The 14,599-nt window shown below is 71.2% G+C and carries 12 protein-coding genes; 10 read left to right on the top strand and 2 right to left on the bottom strand.

The genetic code is table 11. From position 1 onward, the window contains the following. Nucleotides 1–44 precede the first annotated feature (44 nt). The 8 genes from ntrB (at nt 45) to D3218_RS12065 (ending at nt 9,963) form a co-directional block, all read left to right on the top strand. Nucleotides 45–962 carry a nitrate ABC transporter permease gene (gene ntrB, locus D3218_RS12100; protein ID WP_119540348.1) on the top strand — a complete coding sequence of 306 codons (918 nt, stop codon included), beginning with the start codon at nt 45–47 and terminating at the stop codon, nt 960–962. Between the two features lie 68 nt (nt 963–1,030). Then, a complete protein-coding gene (locus D3218_RS12095) occupies nt 1,031–1,792 on the top strand; it encodes an ABC transporter ATP-binding protein (protein WP_425359308.1) in 762 nt (253 codons plus the stop codon). A gap of 87 nt (nt 1,793–1,879) precedes the next feature. After that, on the top strand, nt 1,880–4,336 hold the full coding sequence (gene nirB, locus D3218_RS12090; RefSeq protein WP_119540346.1) for a nitrite reductase large subunit NirB: 2,457 nt from the start codon (nt 1,880–1,882) through the stop codon (nt 4,334–4,336). Beyond that, complete coding sequence (gene nirD, locus D3218_RS12085; protein WP_119540345.1) at nt 4,333–4,683, top strand: nitrite reductase small subunit NirD; 351 nt, start codon at nt 4,333–4,335, stop codon at nt 4,681–4,683. The genes nirB and nirD overlap by 4 nt, the downstream gene beginning before the upstream one ends. Nucleotides 4,684–4,692: 9 nt before the next feature. Continuing rightward, nucleotides 4,693–5,136 (top strand): cyanase, encoded by a 444-nt coding sequence (cynS, locus tag D3218_RS12080; RefSeq protein WP_119540344.1) that lies wholly within the window; start codon nt 4,693–4,695, stop codon nt 5,134–5,136. 1 nt (nt 5,137) lies between these two features. Further along, nucleotides 5,138–7,801, top strand: a complete 2,664-nt coding sequence (locus D3218_RS12075) for a nitrate reductase (protein WP_119540343.1) — start codon at nt 5,138–5,140, stop codon at nt 7,799–7,801. Nucleotides 7,802–7,832: 31 nt separating this feature from the next. Further along, a complete protein-coding gene (gene cysG / locus D3218_RS12070; RefSeq protein ID WP_119540342.1) occupies nt 7,833–9,299 on the top strand; it encodes a siroheme synthase CysG in 1,467 nt (488 codons plus the stop codon). Nucleotides 9,300–9,321: 22 nt separating this feature from the next. Next, nucleotides 9,322–9,963, top strand: coding sequence for a nucleoside triphosphate hydrolase (locus D3218_RS12065; RefSeq protein ID WP_119540341.1), 642 nt, complete (start codon nt 9,322–9,324; stop codon nt 9,961–9,963). Between the two features lie 16 nt (nt 9,964–9,979). On the opposite strand, the gene D3218_RS12060 is transcribed toward D3218_RS12065, so the two are convergent. Next, nucleotides 9,980–10,906 carry an AEC family transporter gene (locus D3218_RS12060; RefSeq protein ID WP_119540340.1) on the bottom strand — a complete coding sequence of 309 codons (927 nt, stop codon included), beginning with the start codon at nt 10,904–10,906 and terminating at the stop codon, nt 9,980–9,982. Nucleotides 10,907–11,006: 100 nt separating this feature from the next. Then, entirely contained in the window at nt 11,007–12,503 is a 1,497-nt protein-coding gene (locus D3218_RS12055) for a CoA-acylating methylmalonate-semialdehyde dehydrogenase (protein WP_119540339.1), read from the bottom strand. 109 nt (nt 12,504–12,612) lie between these two features. Here D3218_RS12055 and D3218_RS12050 point away from each other — a divergent pair, with 109 nt between their 5' ends. Together D3218_RS12050 and D3218_RS12045 are read left to right on the top strand one after the other, a co-directional pair. Beyond that, on the top strand, nt 12,613–13,494 hold the full coding sequence (locus tag D3218_RS12050) for a LysR family transcriptional regulator (RefSeq protein WP_119540338.1): 882 nt from the start codon (nt 12,613–12,615) through the stop codon (nt 13,492–13,494). A gap of 336 nt (nt 13,495–13,830) precedes the next feature. Then, a complete protein-coding gene (locus D3218_RS12045; protein WP_119540337.1) occupies nt 13,831–14,523 on the top strand; it encodes an exopolysaccharide biosynthesis polyprenyl glycosylphosphotransferase in 693 nt (230 codons plus the stop codon). Nucleotides 14,524–14,599: the final 76 nt, after the last annotated feature.

Genomic DNA, 14,599 nt, shown 5'->3' with positions numbered 1-14,599 from the left:
GTGCCGCCCCTCCCTTCCGCCTCCTCCGGCAAGGTCCCGTCCCGATGTCCCAGACCGTCGCGAAACTTCCCGTCTCCGGCCCCACCTCCGGCACCGCAGCCCTTGGCACCACGGCCGCCGCAGCGAACGTGGTGGCCCTGCCCCGGACGCGCGCGCCGCGCGCCGCGCGCGGCGCCGCCATGGCCCGCGAAGCCGCGGCCAACATCGTGCCGCCGCTGGTCGCGCTGGCGGCGCTGCTGACGCTGTGGGAGGTCCTGTGCTCGCATGCCGGCTCGGCGCTGCCGCCGCCGACCCAGGTCGTGTCCGACACCTGGGAGCTGATCGCCCACCCGTTCTACGTCGCCGGCGGCAACGACGTCGGCCTCGGCTGGCAGATCTGGGCGAGCCTCCAGCGCGTGGCGATCGGCTATGCGCTGGCGGTGGTCGCCGGCATCTCGCTCGGCGTCCTGGTCGGCCAGTCGACGCTCGCCATGCGCGGTCTCGACCCGATCTTCCAGGTGCTGCGCACCGTGCCCCCGCTCGCCTGGCTGCCGCTGTCGCTCGCCGCCTTCCAGAACGGCGAGCCCGCCGCGATCTTCGTGATCTTCATCACCGCGATCTGGCCGATCATCATCAACACCGCGGTCGGCATCCGCAACATCCCGTCGGACTACCGCAACGTGGCGAGCGTGCTGCGCCTGAACGGCCTGGAATTCTTCACCAAGATCATGCTGCCGGCCGCCGCCCCCTACATCTTCACCGGGCTTCGCATCGGCGTCGGCCTCTCCTGGCTCGCCATCGTGGCGGCCGAGATGCTGATCGGCGGCGTGGGCATCGGCTTCTTCATCTGGGACGCTTGGAACTCGTCCCTGATCTCCGACATCATCCTCGCCCTCGCCTATGTCGGCCTCGTCGGCTTCGTGCTCGACCGGATCGTGGCCTTCGTCGGCCGCCTCGTCACTCGCGGCACTGCGGCCGCCTGATCCCTTCCCGACACCGGAGCGAACCCGCCATGACCACCAAGCCGTTCCTGTCGATCGAAGGCGTCGACATGACCTTCCGCCGGGGCACCACCGCGACCAACGTCCTCAAGGGCATCGACCTGACGGTAGACAAGGGCGAGTACATCTCGATCATCGGCCATTCGGGCTGCGGCAAGTCCACCCTCCTCAACATCGTCGCGGGCCTCACCCGGGCCAGCGCCGGCGTGGTTCTCCTGGAGGACAAGGTGGTGGACCAGCCGGGCCCGGACCGGGGCGTGGTGTTCCAGAACCATTCGCTCCTGCCCTGGCTCACGGTCTACGAGAACGTCGCGCTGGCCGTCGACAAGGTCTTCGGACGGACGAAGTCGGCCGCCGAGCGCCGCGAATGGGTGGTGCGCAACCTCGAGCTCGTCCACATGGGCCATGCCCGGGACAAGCGCCCGAACGAGATCTCGGGCGGCATGAAGCAGCGCGTCGGCATCGCCCGCGCCCTCGCCATGGAGCCCAAGATCCTGCTCCTCGACGAGCCCTTCGGCGCGCTGGACGCCCTGACGCGCGCCCATCTCCAGGACCAGGTGATGCAGATCCAGGCCGACCTCGGCACCACGGTGATGATGATCACCCACGACGTGGACGAGGCGGTGCTCCTGTCGGACCGGATCGTGATGCTGACCAACGGCCCCTCGGCCCGGATCGGCGAGATCCTCGCCGTGCCGCTCGCCCGCCCGCGCGACCGGCTCAAGCTGGCGGCCGACCCGACCTACCTGAAGTGCCGCCAGGCGGTGCTGAAGTTCCTCTACGAACGCAACCGCTTCGTGGAAGCGGCCTGACACGGGCGTCGGGCCGTCCCGCGCGCCACCGACGCCGCGCCGGAAGCCCGCCCTCGCCCTTCGACCCTTCGTTTCGGGATGAGACCCATGACCTCCAAACTCGTCGTCGTCGGCAACGGCATGGCCCCCGGCCGGATGCTGGAACACCTCTTCGAACTCGCGCCCGGCGCCTTCGAGGTGACGATCTTCAACGCCGAGCCGCGCGTGAACTACGACCGCATCATGCTGTCGCCCGTCCTCTCCGGCGAGAAGAGCTTCGACGACATCGTGATCCACGGCGACGCCTGGTACGAACGGCACGGCGTCACGCTGCACAAGGGCCAGCGCGTCGTCGCGATCGACCGCGAGGCCCGGACCGTGACCTCGGACCGGGGCGTTACGGCGCCCTACGACCATCTGGTGATCGCCACGGGCTCCACGCCCTTCGTGCCGCCGGTGCCCGGCCACGACCTGCCGGGCGTCCTCGCCTATCGCGACCTCGACGACGTAGACGCGATGATCCTCGCCGCGCAGTCGCGCGCCAAGGCCGTGGTGATCGGCGGCGGCCTTCTCGGCCTCGAGGCCGCGGCCGGCCTGCGTGCCCAAGGTCTGGAGGTCACCGTCCTCCATCTCATGCCGACGCTGATGGAGCGCCAGCTCGACCCCGCCGCCGGCTTCCTGCTCCAGCGTGCCCTGGAAGGGCGCGGCATCGAGGTGATCTGCAACGCCAACACGGAGGAAGTGCTCGGCACCGGCAAGGTCGAGGGCGTCCGGCTGAAGGACGGGCGCGTCATCCCGGCGAGCCTCGTGGTCATGGCGGTCGGCATCCGTCCGTCGCTCGGCCTCGCGAGGGAGGCGGGCCTCGCCTGCGGGCGCGGCGTCCACGTGAACGACCAGCTCCTGACCTCCGACCCGGCCGTCTCGGCGCTCGGCGAATGCGTCGAGCTCGACGGGCGGGTCTACGGCCTCGTCGCCCCGCTCTACCAGATGGCCGAGGTCGCCGCGCGCCGCCTCGCCGGCCAGCCGGCGGAAGGCTTCCGCCACGCCGACACGCCGACCAAGCTCAAGGTCACTGGCATCAACCTCTATTCGGTCGGCGACTTCGCCGACGCGCCGGACCGCGAGGAGATCGTGCTGCGCGACGCCTCGGCCGGCGTCTACAAGCGCCTGGTGCTCCAGGACAACCGCATCCTCGGAGCCGTTCTCTACGGCGAGACGGCGGACGGCGGATGGTTCGCGGACCTCATGAAGAAGGGCACCGACATCGCCGAGATGCGCGACACGCTGATCTTCGGCCAGAGCTACGGCGGAGGGTCGCCGCTGGACCCTATGGCGGCCGTTGCAGCCTTGGGCGATGACGCCGAGATCTGTGGCTGCAACGGCGTGTGCAAGGGCAAGATCACGAGCGCCATCGCGGAGAAGGGCCTCTCCACGCTGGACGACGTGCGCGCCCACACCAAGGCCTCGGCCTCCTGCGGCTCGTGCACCGGGCTGGTGGAGCAGCTCATGGGCCTGACGCTCGGCGACGCCTTCAACCCGAAGGCGGTGAAGCCGATGTGCGGCTGCACCGAGTTCGGCCACGGCGACGTCCGCCGCCTGATCCGCGCCAAGGCGCTCAAGAGCATCCCGGCGGTGATGCAGGAGCTGGAGTGGAAGACCTCCTGCGGCTGCGCCAAGTGCCGCCCGGCCCTGAACTACTATCTCCTCGCCGACTGGCCGGGCGAGTACCAGGACGACAAGCAGAGCCGCTTCATCAACGAGCGCGTCCACGCCAACATCCAGAAGGACGGCACCTATTCGGTGGTGCCCCGCATGTGGGGCGGCATGACCTCGTCGGCCGAGCTGCGCGCCATCGCCGACGTGGTGGACAAGTTCCAGATCCCCGCCGTGAAGTGCACCGGCGGCCAGCGCATCGACATGCTCGGCGTGCGCAAGGAGGACCTGCCGGCCGTGTGGGCCGACCTCAACGCCGCCGGCATGGTCTCGGGCGCGGCCTATGCCAAGGGCCTGCGCACGGTGAAGACGTGCGTCGGCACCGACTGGTGCCGCTTCGGGACGCAGGACTCCACCGGCCTCGGCATCCGCCTGGAGAAGTTCATGTGGGGATCCTGGACCCCGGCCAAGCTCAAGATGGCCGTGTCCGGCTGCCCGCGAAACTGCGCCGAGGCGACCTGCAAGGACATCGGCGTGATCTGCGTCGATTCGGGCTACGACATCCATTTCGCGGGCGCCGCCGGTCTCGACATCCACGGCACGCAGGTGCTCTGCCACGTCGACACCGAGGACGAGGCGGTGGTGACGATCGCCGCCCTGACCCAGCTCTACCGCGAGCAGGGTCATTATCTGGAGCGCATCTACAAGTGGCTGAAACGCGTCGGCATGGATTCGATCCGGGCCGCCGTCGTGGAGGATCCCGAGAAGCGCCAAGCCTATTTCGAGCGTTTCGTCTTCTCGCAGCGCTTCTCGCAGGTCGACCCATGGGCCGAGCGCGCCTCGCGGGGCGTCGCAGCCCACGAGTTCAAGCCGCTGGCCGATCTCTCCCGCTTCCGCGAGGCCGCAGAATGAGCACCGGACCCGAATGGGCGGCGATCGGCCGCCTGGCCGACATCCCCCGCCGCGGCGCGCGCTGCGTCGTCTCCCCGCTCGGGCGCATCGCCGTGTTCCGCACGATGGACGACAGGGTCTTCGCCACCGAGGACCGCTGCCCGCATCGGGGCGGCCCGCTCAGCCAGGGCATCGTCCATGGCGGCTCGGTCACCTGCCCGCTCCACAACCAGGTGATCGCGCTGGACACCGGCCTCGTCCAGGGGCCGGACGAGGGCCGGGTGCGGACCTTCCCCGTGCGTGTGGGCGCCGACGGATCGCTGGAGCTTCTGGTGGGGCGCGAGGCCTTCGCCGAGGCGGCGGAATAGGAGAACGGAATGCTGTCGAAGAAGGACGTCACCGAGCTCGTCTACGAGCGCAAGCGCCAGGCCGGCCTGTCCTGGGCCTCGATCGCCGACGGCATCGGCATGAGCGAGGTCTTCGTGACCTCGGCCTGCCTCGGCATGAACGCCCTGCCGCGCGACAAGGCCGACCTCCTGGCGACCCAGCTCGGCCTGCCGCAGGAGGCGGGCGTGGTGCTGGCCGAGTATCCGACCAAGACCTGGAACCGCGACGTGCCGACCGATCCCTGCGTCTACCGCTTCCACGAGATCGTCGGCGTCTACGGCGACACGCTCAAGGAGCTGATCCAGGAGAAGTGCGGCAACGGGATCATGAGCGCGATCGACTTCGACATGCGGGTCGAGCGGGTGGCGAGCCCCAAGGGCGACCGGATCGAGGTGAGCATGAGCGGCAAGTACCTCGCCTACAACGCGTGGTGAGATGGACACGCTGGCCGAGGCGGGCGCGACCCGCACCACCTGCCCCTATTGCGGCGTCGGCTGCGGCGTCCTCGCCACCGCGCGCGGCGACGGGACGGTGCGGATCGAGGGAGACCCGGAGCATCCCGCCAATCTCGGGCGCCTGTGCTCCAAGGGATCGGCGCTCGCAGAGACGCTGATCCCCGACCGCCGCCTTCTCCATCCCGAGATCGGCGGCCGGCGCGCCACCTGGGACGCGGCGCTCGACCACGTCGCCGCGCGGCTCGCCGAGACCGTCGCCGCGCACGGCCCGGACTCGGTGGCGCTGTACGCCTCCGGCCAGTTCCTGACCGAGGACTACTACCTCGCCAACAAGCTGGTGAAGGGCTTCCTCGGCACGGCCAACATCGACACCAACTCGCGCCTGTGCATGGCCTCGACCGTGGCGGGCCACAAGCGCGGCCTCGGCTCGGACACGGTGCCCGGAACCTACGAGGACCTGGAGGAGGCCGACCTCCTGGTGCTGGTCGGCTCCAACCTCGCCTGGTGTCATCCGGTGCTGTTCCAGCGCGTCCAGGCGGCGCGCGCCCGGCGGCCCGCCATGCGCCTCGTGGTGATCGACCCGCGCGAAACGGCGAGCGCGCGCGAGGCGGACCTGCACCTGCCGATCCGCGCCGACGCGGACACCGCGCTGTTCCTCGGCGCCCTGGCCGCGATGGAGGCGGCGGGGACCATCGACCGCGCCTATGCCGAGGCGCACACGCAGGGGCTGGACGAGGCACTCCTGGCCGCCCGCCCCTTCGCCGACATCGAGCGGCTCCGCCACGCCACCGGGCTCGAGCGCGAACCGCTCGCCCGCTTCCTCGACCTCTACGCCCGCACCGGCAAGACCGTCACCGTGTTCAGCCAGGGCGTGAACCAGTCGGCGGCGGGCACCGACAAGGTGTCGGCCATCCTGAACTGCCACCTCGCCTCGGGTCGCATCGGGCGCCCCGGTGCCGGCCCGTTCTCCGTCACCGGCCAGCCCAACGCCATGGGCGGGCGCGAGGTCGGCGGGCTCGCCAACCAGCTCGCCGCCCACATGGAGATCGGCGACCCGGCCCACCGGGACCTCGTGCGCCGCTTCTGGCGGGCGCCCGCCCTCGCGCAGCGCCCCGGCCTCAAGGCGGTGGACCTGTTCCGGGCCGTCGCCGACGGGCGAGTGCGCGCGATCTGGATCATGGGCACCAACCCGGTGGATTCGCTGCCCGAGGCGGACGCGGCGGCCGAGGCGCTGCGCCGCTGCCCCTTCGTGGTCGTGTCCGACATCGTGCGCGACACCGACACGATGCCCTTCGCCCATGTCGCGCTGCCCGCCGCCGCCTGGGGCGAGAAGGACGGCACGGTGACGAATTCCGAGCGCCGGATCTCGCGCCAGCGTGCCTTCCTGCCCTTGCCCGGCGAGGCGCGGCCGGATTGGTGGCAGCTCCGGGAGGTCGCCCGGCGGATGGGCTTCGCGGAGGCTTTCGACCATCCCGACGCCGCCGCGATCTTCCGCGAGCACGCCGCCCTGTCGGCCTTCGAGAACGACGGGACGCGCGACTTCGACATCGGGGCGCTCGCCACCCTCGACGACGCGGGATATGCGGCGCTCGCGCCGACGCGCTGGCCGGCGCCCGCCGGCGGCGCGCCGACCACGCGCTTCTTCGCGGACGGCCGCTTCTACACCCCGGACGGTCGCGCGCGGCTGCACGCCGTGCGTGCCGCCGCCGCGCCCGCCCTCACGCCCGAGCGGCCCTTCGTGCTCAACACCGGCCGCATCCGCGACCAATGGCACACGATGACGCGCACCGGCCGCTCGGCGCGCCTCTCGGCCCATCTCGCCGAGCCCTTCTGCGAGATCCACCCGATCGACGCGGCACGCCTGGGGATCGCCGACGCCGACCTCGTGGAACTGTCCACCGACCATGGCGGGGCCGTCCTGCGCGCGCTGGTGACGGAGCGCGTGCGCGAAGGCACGCTGTTCGCGCCGATGCACTGGACCGGCCAGTTCTCGGGCGCGGCGCGCATCAACGCTCTGGTTCCGGCCCACACGGACCCGATCTCCGGCCAGCCCGCCTCGAAAGCCGCGCCGGCGTCGCTGCGGCGGGTGCAGGCCGCGTGGTACGGCTTCGCCGTGTCGCGCGCCGAGCCGGAAGGCCGCGGCTGCCTGTACTGGGCGAAGGTCCGCGCTCCGGGGGGCTGGCGGCTGGAGCTGGCCGGAACCGAAGCCCCGCCCGAGCCGCACGCCCTGCTCGGGCTCGACCCGGCAGCCGACGTCCTGGACTACACCGACCGTGGCGGCCAGCGGCGGCTCGCCGCCTTCGACGGGAGGGGGGCGCTCGTCGGCGCGCTCTGGCTCGCGCCCGAGCCCGTCGCCGTGTCGCGCGCCTTCGCGGTCTCGCTCCTCGACGGCCCGCGCTTCGAGCCGGACGCGCGCACGCGCGTCCTCGCCGGGCGGCCCGGCGCCGACCGGCCCGACCCCGGCGCGCTGGTCTGCTCTTGTTTCGGCGTCGGCGCGAACGACATCAGGCGGGCTGCCGCGGGCGGCTGCGCCAGCGTCGCCGCCGTCGGCCAAAGCTTGCGGGCCGGCACGAATTGTGGCTCCTGCAGGTCCGAGATCCAGGGATTGATCGATGCGGAACGACGTGTCCTCCAGCATAGGTGACGCCGACCCGGGCAGCCCGCGCCCGCAGCGCATGGGCGAGCTCGCGACGCTGCCCGTGTTCTTCGACCTGAAGAACCGGCGCGCCGCCATGGCCGGCGGCTCGGACGGCGCGGCCTGGAAGGCCGAGCTCCTGGCTGCCTCCGGCGCCCTGGTGGACCTCTACTGCCCGGCCGGCGAGATCGGCGAGGAGATGCGCACCGTTCTCGCCCTTCCCTTCGCGGACGGCGCGATCCGGCATCACGACCGCCCCTGGGGAACGGACGTGTTCGCCGGCGCCGCGCTCGCCGTGGCGGACTGCGAATCGGACGCCGAGGCCCAGGCCTTCTTCTGCGCGGCGCGCGCGGCCGGCGTGCCGGTCAACGTCATCGACAAGCCCGCCTTCTGCCAGTTCCGCTTCGGCACCATCGTCAACCGCTCGCCCGTGGTGGTCGGAATTTCCACCGACGGCGCGGCGCCCATCCTCGGACAGGCGATCCGCCGGCGCATCGAGACGCTGCTGCCCGCGACGCTCGCCGGCTGGGCCCGCATGGCCGCGCGCGTTCGCGGCGAGGTCATGGCCCGGCTCGGCCCCGGCTCCGCCCGGCGCGCCTTCTGGGAGCGATTCTCGGACGACGCCTTCACCCGGCGCGCCCCGGACGACGCGGCGGAGCTGGAGGCGCGCGCCTTCGTGCGCGACCTCGCCGGCCGCCCGCAGGCCGGTGGCCGGGTGACGCTGGTGGGCGCGGGACCGGGCGACGCCGAGCTCCTGACGCTGAAGGCCGTGCGCGCGCTCCAGGCCGCCGACGTCATCCTCTTCGACGACCTCGTGTCGGACGACATCCTCGAACTCGCCCGCCGCGAGGCCAAGCGCATGCTGGTCGGCAAGCGGGGCGGGCGCGAGAGCTGCCGCCAGGAGGACATCAACCGGATGATGACGCAGTTCGCGACGGCCGGAAAGCACGTGGTGCGGCTGAAGTCGGGCGACGTTTCGGTGTTCGGGCGCTCGGGCGAGGAGATCGCCGAGCTGCGCGCGGCCGGCATCCCCGTCGCCATCGTACCGGGCATCACGGCGGCCTCCGCCATGGCCGGCGCCTTCGGCGTGTCGCTGACGCATCGCGACCGCGCCCAGCAGGTTCGCTTCGTCACCGCCCATTCGCAGCGGGGGGACCTGCCCGACGAGATGGACTGGCGCGCCCTTGCCGACGACAACGCCACCACGATCTTCTACATGGGCGGGCGCATGGCGCCGCGCATCGCCGCACAGCTCGTCGCCCACGGCCTGCCGGCCGAGACGCCGGTGGCGGTGGCCGCCGCGCTGTCGCGGCCCGACGAGATCCGCGCCCTCGGCACGCTGGCCCGGCTCGGCGAGATCGTCGCGCGCGTCGGCATCGACCGGCCGATCCTGATCGGCGTCGGGCGCGTGTTCGCCGATGCCGAGCCGGCCGCCCTCCTCGGCTACGAGCCCGAACGCCTCGATCCCTCTCGCCAAACCTCGCGCCTTCAGGCAAAGGCCGTCTGACCACATCCGGGGAGGACGGGACATGGGCGAGCAGGTGACGCTGGCGGGACTGGCCAACGCGCTTCTGAGCGAGGCCGGCGACGGCCGGCGGATCGTGGCGATCGCGGGCGCGCCGGGTTCGGGCAAGTCCACCACGGCCGAGCAGCTCAAGGAGCGGCTCAACGCGCGCCGGCCGGGCGTGGCGGACGTGTTTCCGATGGACGGCTTCCACTACGACGACATGGTGCTCAACGCGCGCGGCCATCGCCCGCGCAAGGGCGCGCCGCACACGTTCGACCTCGACGGTTACCGCGCCACGCTGGAGCGCCTGCGCGCCGACGACGGCCGCGAGGTGGCCGTGCCGGTGTTCGACCGCTCCATCGAGATCGCGCGCGCCGGCGGGCGCATCGTGGAGCCGGCGACGCGCATCGTCCTGACCGAGGGCAACTACCTGCTGCTGGACGAGCCGGGCTGGCGCGACCTCGCCCCGCTCTTCGACCTCACGGTAATGGTGGAGGCGAGCGAGGAGGTGCTGATCGGCCGGCTCACCGAACGCTGGACGGGCTTCCAGCTCGATCCCGAGACCATGCTGCGCCAGATGGAGGGCAACGACCTGCCCAACATGCGCCTCGTCCTGGCGAAGAGCCGCCCGGCCGACCTCGTGCTGCGCTCGGACGCCGGCTGACGCCGGGCCCCGACCCTCAGGCGCCCGCCAGCCACACCCCGACCGCGATCCACAGCGGCAGCGTGACGATCGAGGCGAAGGTGGTGGCGACCAGCGCGCCGCCCGATTCCGCCGTGCCCTCGCGGTAGATCGCCGACAGGATCGTGCCGACGAAGCCCGCCGGGATCGCCATGGCGACCACGATGCGCGCCTCGACGCCCGGCGGCAGGGCGAGCAGCAGGCAGAGCGCGAGCGCCAGCGCCGGCCGCAGGATGTTGGACAGAAACACCGCCAGAAGGCTGGCGCGCGTGAGCCGCAGACGCTGCGTCGAAAGGATCACGCCCGTCAGGAACAGGCCGGCGCCGCCCGTCGCCTGGGCCAGCGGCTTGAGCACGGCGAGCCCGATCTCGGGAAACGGCAGGCCGGCGAAGGCGATCAGGAAGCCGAGCGTGGGCAGGATCGTCATCGGCTTCACCAGGGCGGCGCCGAAGGCGCGCGCCGGATGGCCGCCGCCCTGCATCTCCAACCGCATGAAGCAGTAGAGCGTGACGGTGAGCGTGCCGACGAGATTGGCCACCGCGAGCGTCACCTCCGACCCTGGCCCCTCGAGCGACTGGAACAGGCCGAGGCCGATGCCGCCCAGATTGGGCATGCCGACGGTCTGCACGTAGAGGGCCGTCGTGACCGCCGGCAGGCGCCAGCGCCGCGCGAAGGCGAGGGTGAGCCCGAGCAGCACCAGAAAGGTCACCGCATAGGCGGTGGTGGGCCGCAGCTCGGCGACCAGCAGCGCGCGCGGCGCGGTGACGATGGCCAGGAACAGGGCGATGGGCAAGGCGAACTGGGCGACGAAGGCGCCCAGCATGCCGGTGGCGCCAGCATCCACCCAGCCTCGGCGGCCGGCCGCGAATCCCAGGCCGATCACGAAGAACACCGGGGCGAGCGAGAACAGGAGGATGGAGAACATCGGGCCGGGTCGCCAAACGAGGAAAGGGCCGGCGGAGCGACCGCCGACCCTTCTGGCATTGTTCGGTGCGGGAGGCGAGGCGTCCCGCCGCCCGTTCGCCTCAGCGCATCACCGGCATCGAGAACTCGGCGCCCGACTTGATGCCGGACGGCCAGCGGCTGGTCACCGTCTTGGTGCGGGTCCAGAACTTGATCGAGTCCGGCCCGTGCTGGTTGAGGTCGCCGAAGGAGGAGCGCTTCCAGCCGCCGAAGGAGTGGTAGGCGAGCGGCGTCGGAATCGGGACGTTGATGCCGATCATGCCGATCGGCACGCGCGAGGCGAAGTCGCGGGCGGCGTCGCCGTCGCGCGTGTAGATCGCGACGCCGTTGCCGTATTCGTGCTGGGTCGGCAGCGACAGCGCCTCCTCGTAGTCCTTGGCGCGCACCACGGAGAGCACCGGACCGAAGATCTCGGCCTTGTAGATCTCCATGTCGGGGGTGACGTTGTCGAACAGGCAGGAGCCGACGAAGAAACCGTCCTCGTAGCCCTGCATGCGGAAGTCGCGCCCGTCCACCACGAGCTTGGCGCCCTCGCGCACGCCGGTCTCCACCAGGCCGAGGATCTTCTCCTGCGACGCCTTGGTGATCACCGGGCCGTAGTCGGCGCCCGTGTCGGTGTAGGGCCCGATCTTGAGCGCCTCGACCTTGGGGATCAGCTTCTGGACCAGGGCGTCGGCCGTCGCCTCGCCCACCGGCACGGCGACCGAGATCGCCATGCAGCGCTCGCCGGCCGAACCGTAGCCCGCGCCGATCAGCGCGTCCGCCGCCATGTCGAGGTCGGCGTCCGGCATGATGATCATGTGGTTCTTGGCGCCGCCGAACGTGTGGGCGCGCTTGCCGCGCTTGGTCGCCTCCGCATAGACGTGCGCCGCGATCGGCGTGGAGCCGACGAAGGAGATCGCGCCGATCTCGGGATGCTCCAGGACCGCGTCCACCGCGTCCTTGTCGCCGTTGACCACCTGCAGGATGCCCTTGGGCAGCCCCGCCTCCATCATCAGCTCGGCCAGGCGCATCGGTACGGAGGGGTCGCGCTCGGACGGCTTCAGGATGAAGGCGTTGCCGCAGGCCACGGCCGGCGCGAACATCCACATCGGGATCATGGCGGGGAAGTTGAACGGCGTGATGCCCGCGCCGATGCCGACCGGCTGGCGGATCGAGTACATGTCGATGCCGGGGCCCGCCCCTTCCGTGAACTCGCCCTTCATCAGGTGCGGAATGCCGATCACGAACTCGCAGACCTCGAGCCCGCGCACGATGTCGCCCTTGGAGTCCTCCACCGTCTTGCCGTGCTCGGAGGAGAGGAGCTCGGCCAGTTCCTGCATGTGGGCGTTGAGAAGCTCCACGAAGCGGATGAAGACGCGGGCGCGGCGCTGCGGATTGGTGGCGGCCCATTTCGGCTGGGCGGCGCGGGCGGCGTCCACGGCGCGCTGCAGCTCGTCGCGGCCCGCCAGCGCCAGACGCGCCGTGGCCTGCCCGGTCGCCGGGTTGAAGACGTCGGCGAAGCGCCCGCTCGTGCCTGCGACCCGCGCGCCGTCGATGAAGTGACCGATCTCGTTCATGCCGTCTCTCCCTGTGTTTCCGCCGTTGTGGCGCCTCGGCCGGCTTGAACGCAAGAGCCCCGATCGTGCATCCATTGTGCGTGAATCGTAGTCTTGCGGAGCGGTGGGCATGAACTGGGACGATGTGCGGGTGTTCCTGGCCGTGGCGCGGGCGGGGCAGATCCTCGCCGCCTCGCGCCGGCTCGGCGTCAACCACGCGACCGTGGGTCGCCGGCTCGACGCCCTCGAGGCCGCGCTCGGCGCCCGCCTCTTCGAGCGCCGACCGGGCGGCTGCGCGCTGACCGGCGAGGGCGAGGCCTTCCTCCCCGCGGCTGAGCGCATGGAGACCGAAGCCCAGAGCGCCCGCGCCCTCGTCGGGGGAACCGACCTCGCTCTGTCGGGCACGGTGCGGATCGGCGCGCCGGACGGGTTCGGCACCGCCTTCCTGGCGCCGCGCCTCAAGGGCCTGATGGAGCGCCATCCCGCGCTGGTGCTGCAGCTCGTGCCGGTCCCGCGCGCCTTCTCGCTGTCGCGGCGCGAGGCCGACATCGCGATCACCGTGGAGCGGCCCGACCAGGGTCGGCTCGTCGCCCGGCGTCTCGTGTCCTACAGCCTGCGCGCCTACGCCGCGACCGCCTATCTCGACCGGGCCGGCCGTCCGCGCGGCGTCGAGGACCTCGCCGCCCATGCGCTGATCGGCTACGTGGACGACCTCCTCTACAGCCCCTCCCTGCAATATGCCGCCGAGTTCGCCCCCGGCTGGCAGAGTCGCCTGGAAATCTCCTCCGCGCTCGGCCAGACGGAGGCGGTGGCGGCGGGCCTCGGCATCGGCATCCTGCACGCCTTCGCCGCCGCCGGCCGCACGGACCTCGAACGGGTCCTGCCGGACCGGGAGATCCGCCGCGAATACTGGCTGGTCTATCACGAGAGCGCCCGCGGCCTAGCGCGCGTCCAGGCCGTGGCGCGCTTCATAGCCGAACTGGTGGAAGCGGAACGCGACCGGTTCGGCTGACCGGGGCGCGAAACGGCCCCCGATTTTTGCAGTGCAATATGATCGGACCCGTCCGCTGGCGGACGATCGGCACACGCCGCGCGTCAGCGTCGATCCGCACCTCACGCTTCGTTAAAAGCCGTTCATAACGATTTACCGCCCCGATTTGCGGCCAATTCGACGGATCGCAACGCGCTGAGCGGGTAAAGGAAATCTCGCCGAGGCGAGGTTACGCCCCGCGAAAATGCGCCGGTGCGGCGGGCCCCTTCTGTGCAAGTGCGAAACAAATCGTTGCCCGGATGCATCAACTCCTCTATAGGATCCTTACCGTTCTTTAAAGAACTCGACGGGATTGCCATGGCAAAGATCACCAGTTTGGCGGCCGGCACCAAAAGCAACGTCGCCTCCCGACCCGCCGAGGTCGACCTCTCCCGCCCGGTCGGCGGCTCGCTGAAGCGGGCGGTCGACGTCACGCTGACGCTCGGCGCGCTGCTCGTGCTCAGCCCGCTGATGCTGCTCATCATCGCGGCCATGAAGATCAGCGACCCGGGTCCGGTCTTCTTCGGCCACAAGCGCGTCGGCTTCGATGGGCGCCACTTCCGCTGCTACAAGTTCCGCTCCATGGCGACGAACTCGGCCGAACTGCTCCAGCGCCTGCTGCAGAGCGACCCGGCCGCCAGCGCCGAGTGGGAAGCGACGCAGAAGCTGCGCAACGACCCGCGCGTGACCCGCCTCGGCCGCTTCCTGCGCGAGACCAGCCTCGACGAGCTGCCGCAGCTCTTCAACGTCCTTCGCGGCGAGATGAGCCTCATCGGACCGCGCCCGATCGTGGACGAGGAGGTGCATCGCTACACGCACCGCTTCGAGGCCTACAAGCGCACCCGTCCGGGCGTCACCGGCATGTGGCAGGTCAACGGCCGCTCCAACACGAGCTACGCGTCTCGCGTCAAATTCGACACCTACTACGTCCGCCACTGGTCGCTCTGGCTCGACGTCCAGATCCTGTTCAAGACGATCAAGGTCGTCATGAACCGGGAGGGAAGCTGCTGAGGGCACGCCGCTCCGGTGGACGGTTTGCGGGAGGGTCTTTGGGCCCTCCCTTTTCGTTTGGGGGGCCGCTCCGCGC

It is taken from the genome of Aureimonas flava, assembly GCF_003583935.1.
Lineage (GTDB): Bacteria > Pseudomonadota > Alphaproteobacteria > Rhizobiales > Rhizobiaceae > Aureimonas > Aureimonas flava.
This window is presented reverse-complemented; position numbering and strand designations above follow the sequence as displayed.

What these genes read in the sequence shown, in the direction of transcription:
- nirD (WP_119540345.1), top strand. Translation starts at nt 4,333, where the DNA reads ATGAGCACCGGACCCGAATGGGCGGCGATCGGCCGCCTGGCCGACATC.
- cynS (WP_119540344.1), top strand. Translation starts at nt 4,693, where the DNA reads ATGCTGTCGAAGAAGGACGTCACCGAGCTCGTCTACGAGCGCAAGCGC.
- D3218_RS12045 (WP_119540337.1), top strand. Translation starts at nt 13,831, where the DNA reads ATGGCAAAGATCACCAGTTTGGCGGCCGGCACCAAAAGCAACGTCGCC.
- ntrB (WP_119540348.1), top strand. Translation starts at nt 45, where the DNA reads ATGTCCCAGACCGTCGCGAAACTTCCCGTCTCCGGCCCCACCTCCGGC.
- nirB (WP_119540346.1), top strand. Translation starts at nt 1,880, where the DNA reads ATGACCTCCAAACTCGTCGTCGTCGGCAACGGCATGGCCCCCGGCCGG.
- cysG (WP_119540342.1), top strand. Translation starts at nt 7,833, where the DNA reads ATGGGCGAGCTCGCGACGCTGCCCGTGTTCTTCGACCTGAAGAACCGG.
- D3218_RS12065 (WP_119540341.1), top strand. Translation starts at nt 9,322, where the DNA reads ATGGGCGAGCAGGTGACGCTGGCGGGACTGGCCAACGCGCTTCTGAGC.
- D3218_RS12060 (WP_119540340.1), bottom strand. Translation starts at nt 10,906, where the DNA reads ATGTTCTCCATCCTCCTGTTCTCGCTCGCCCCGGTGTTCTTCGTGATC.
- D3218_RS12050 (WP_119540338.1), top strand. Translation starts at nt 12,613, where the DNA reads ATGAACTGGGACGATGTGCGGGTGTTCCTGGCCGTGGCGCGGGCGGGG.
- D3218_RS12075 (WP_119540343.1), top strand. Translation starts at nt 5,138, where the DNA reads ATGGACACGCTGGCCGAGGCGGGCGCGACCCGCACCACCTGCCCCTAT.
- D3218_RS12055 (WP_119540339.1), bottom strand. Translation starts at nt 12,503, where the DNA reads ATGAACGAGATCGGTCACTTCATCGACGGCGCGCGGGTCGCAGGCACG.
- D3218_RS12095 (WP_425359308.1), top strand. Translation starts at nt 1,031, where the DNA reads ATGACCTTCCGCCGGGGCACCACCGCGACCAACGTCCTCAAGGGCATC.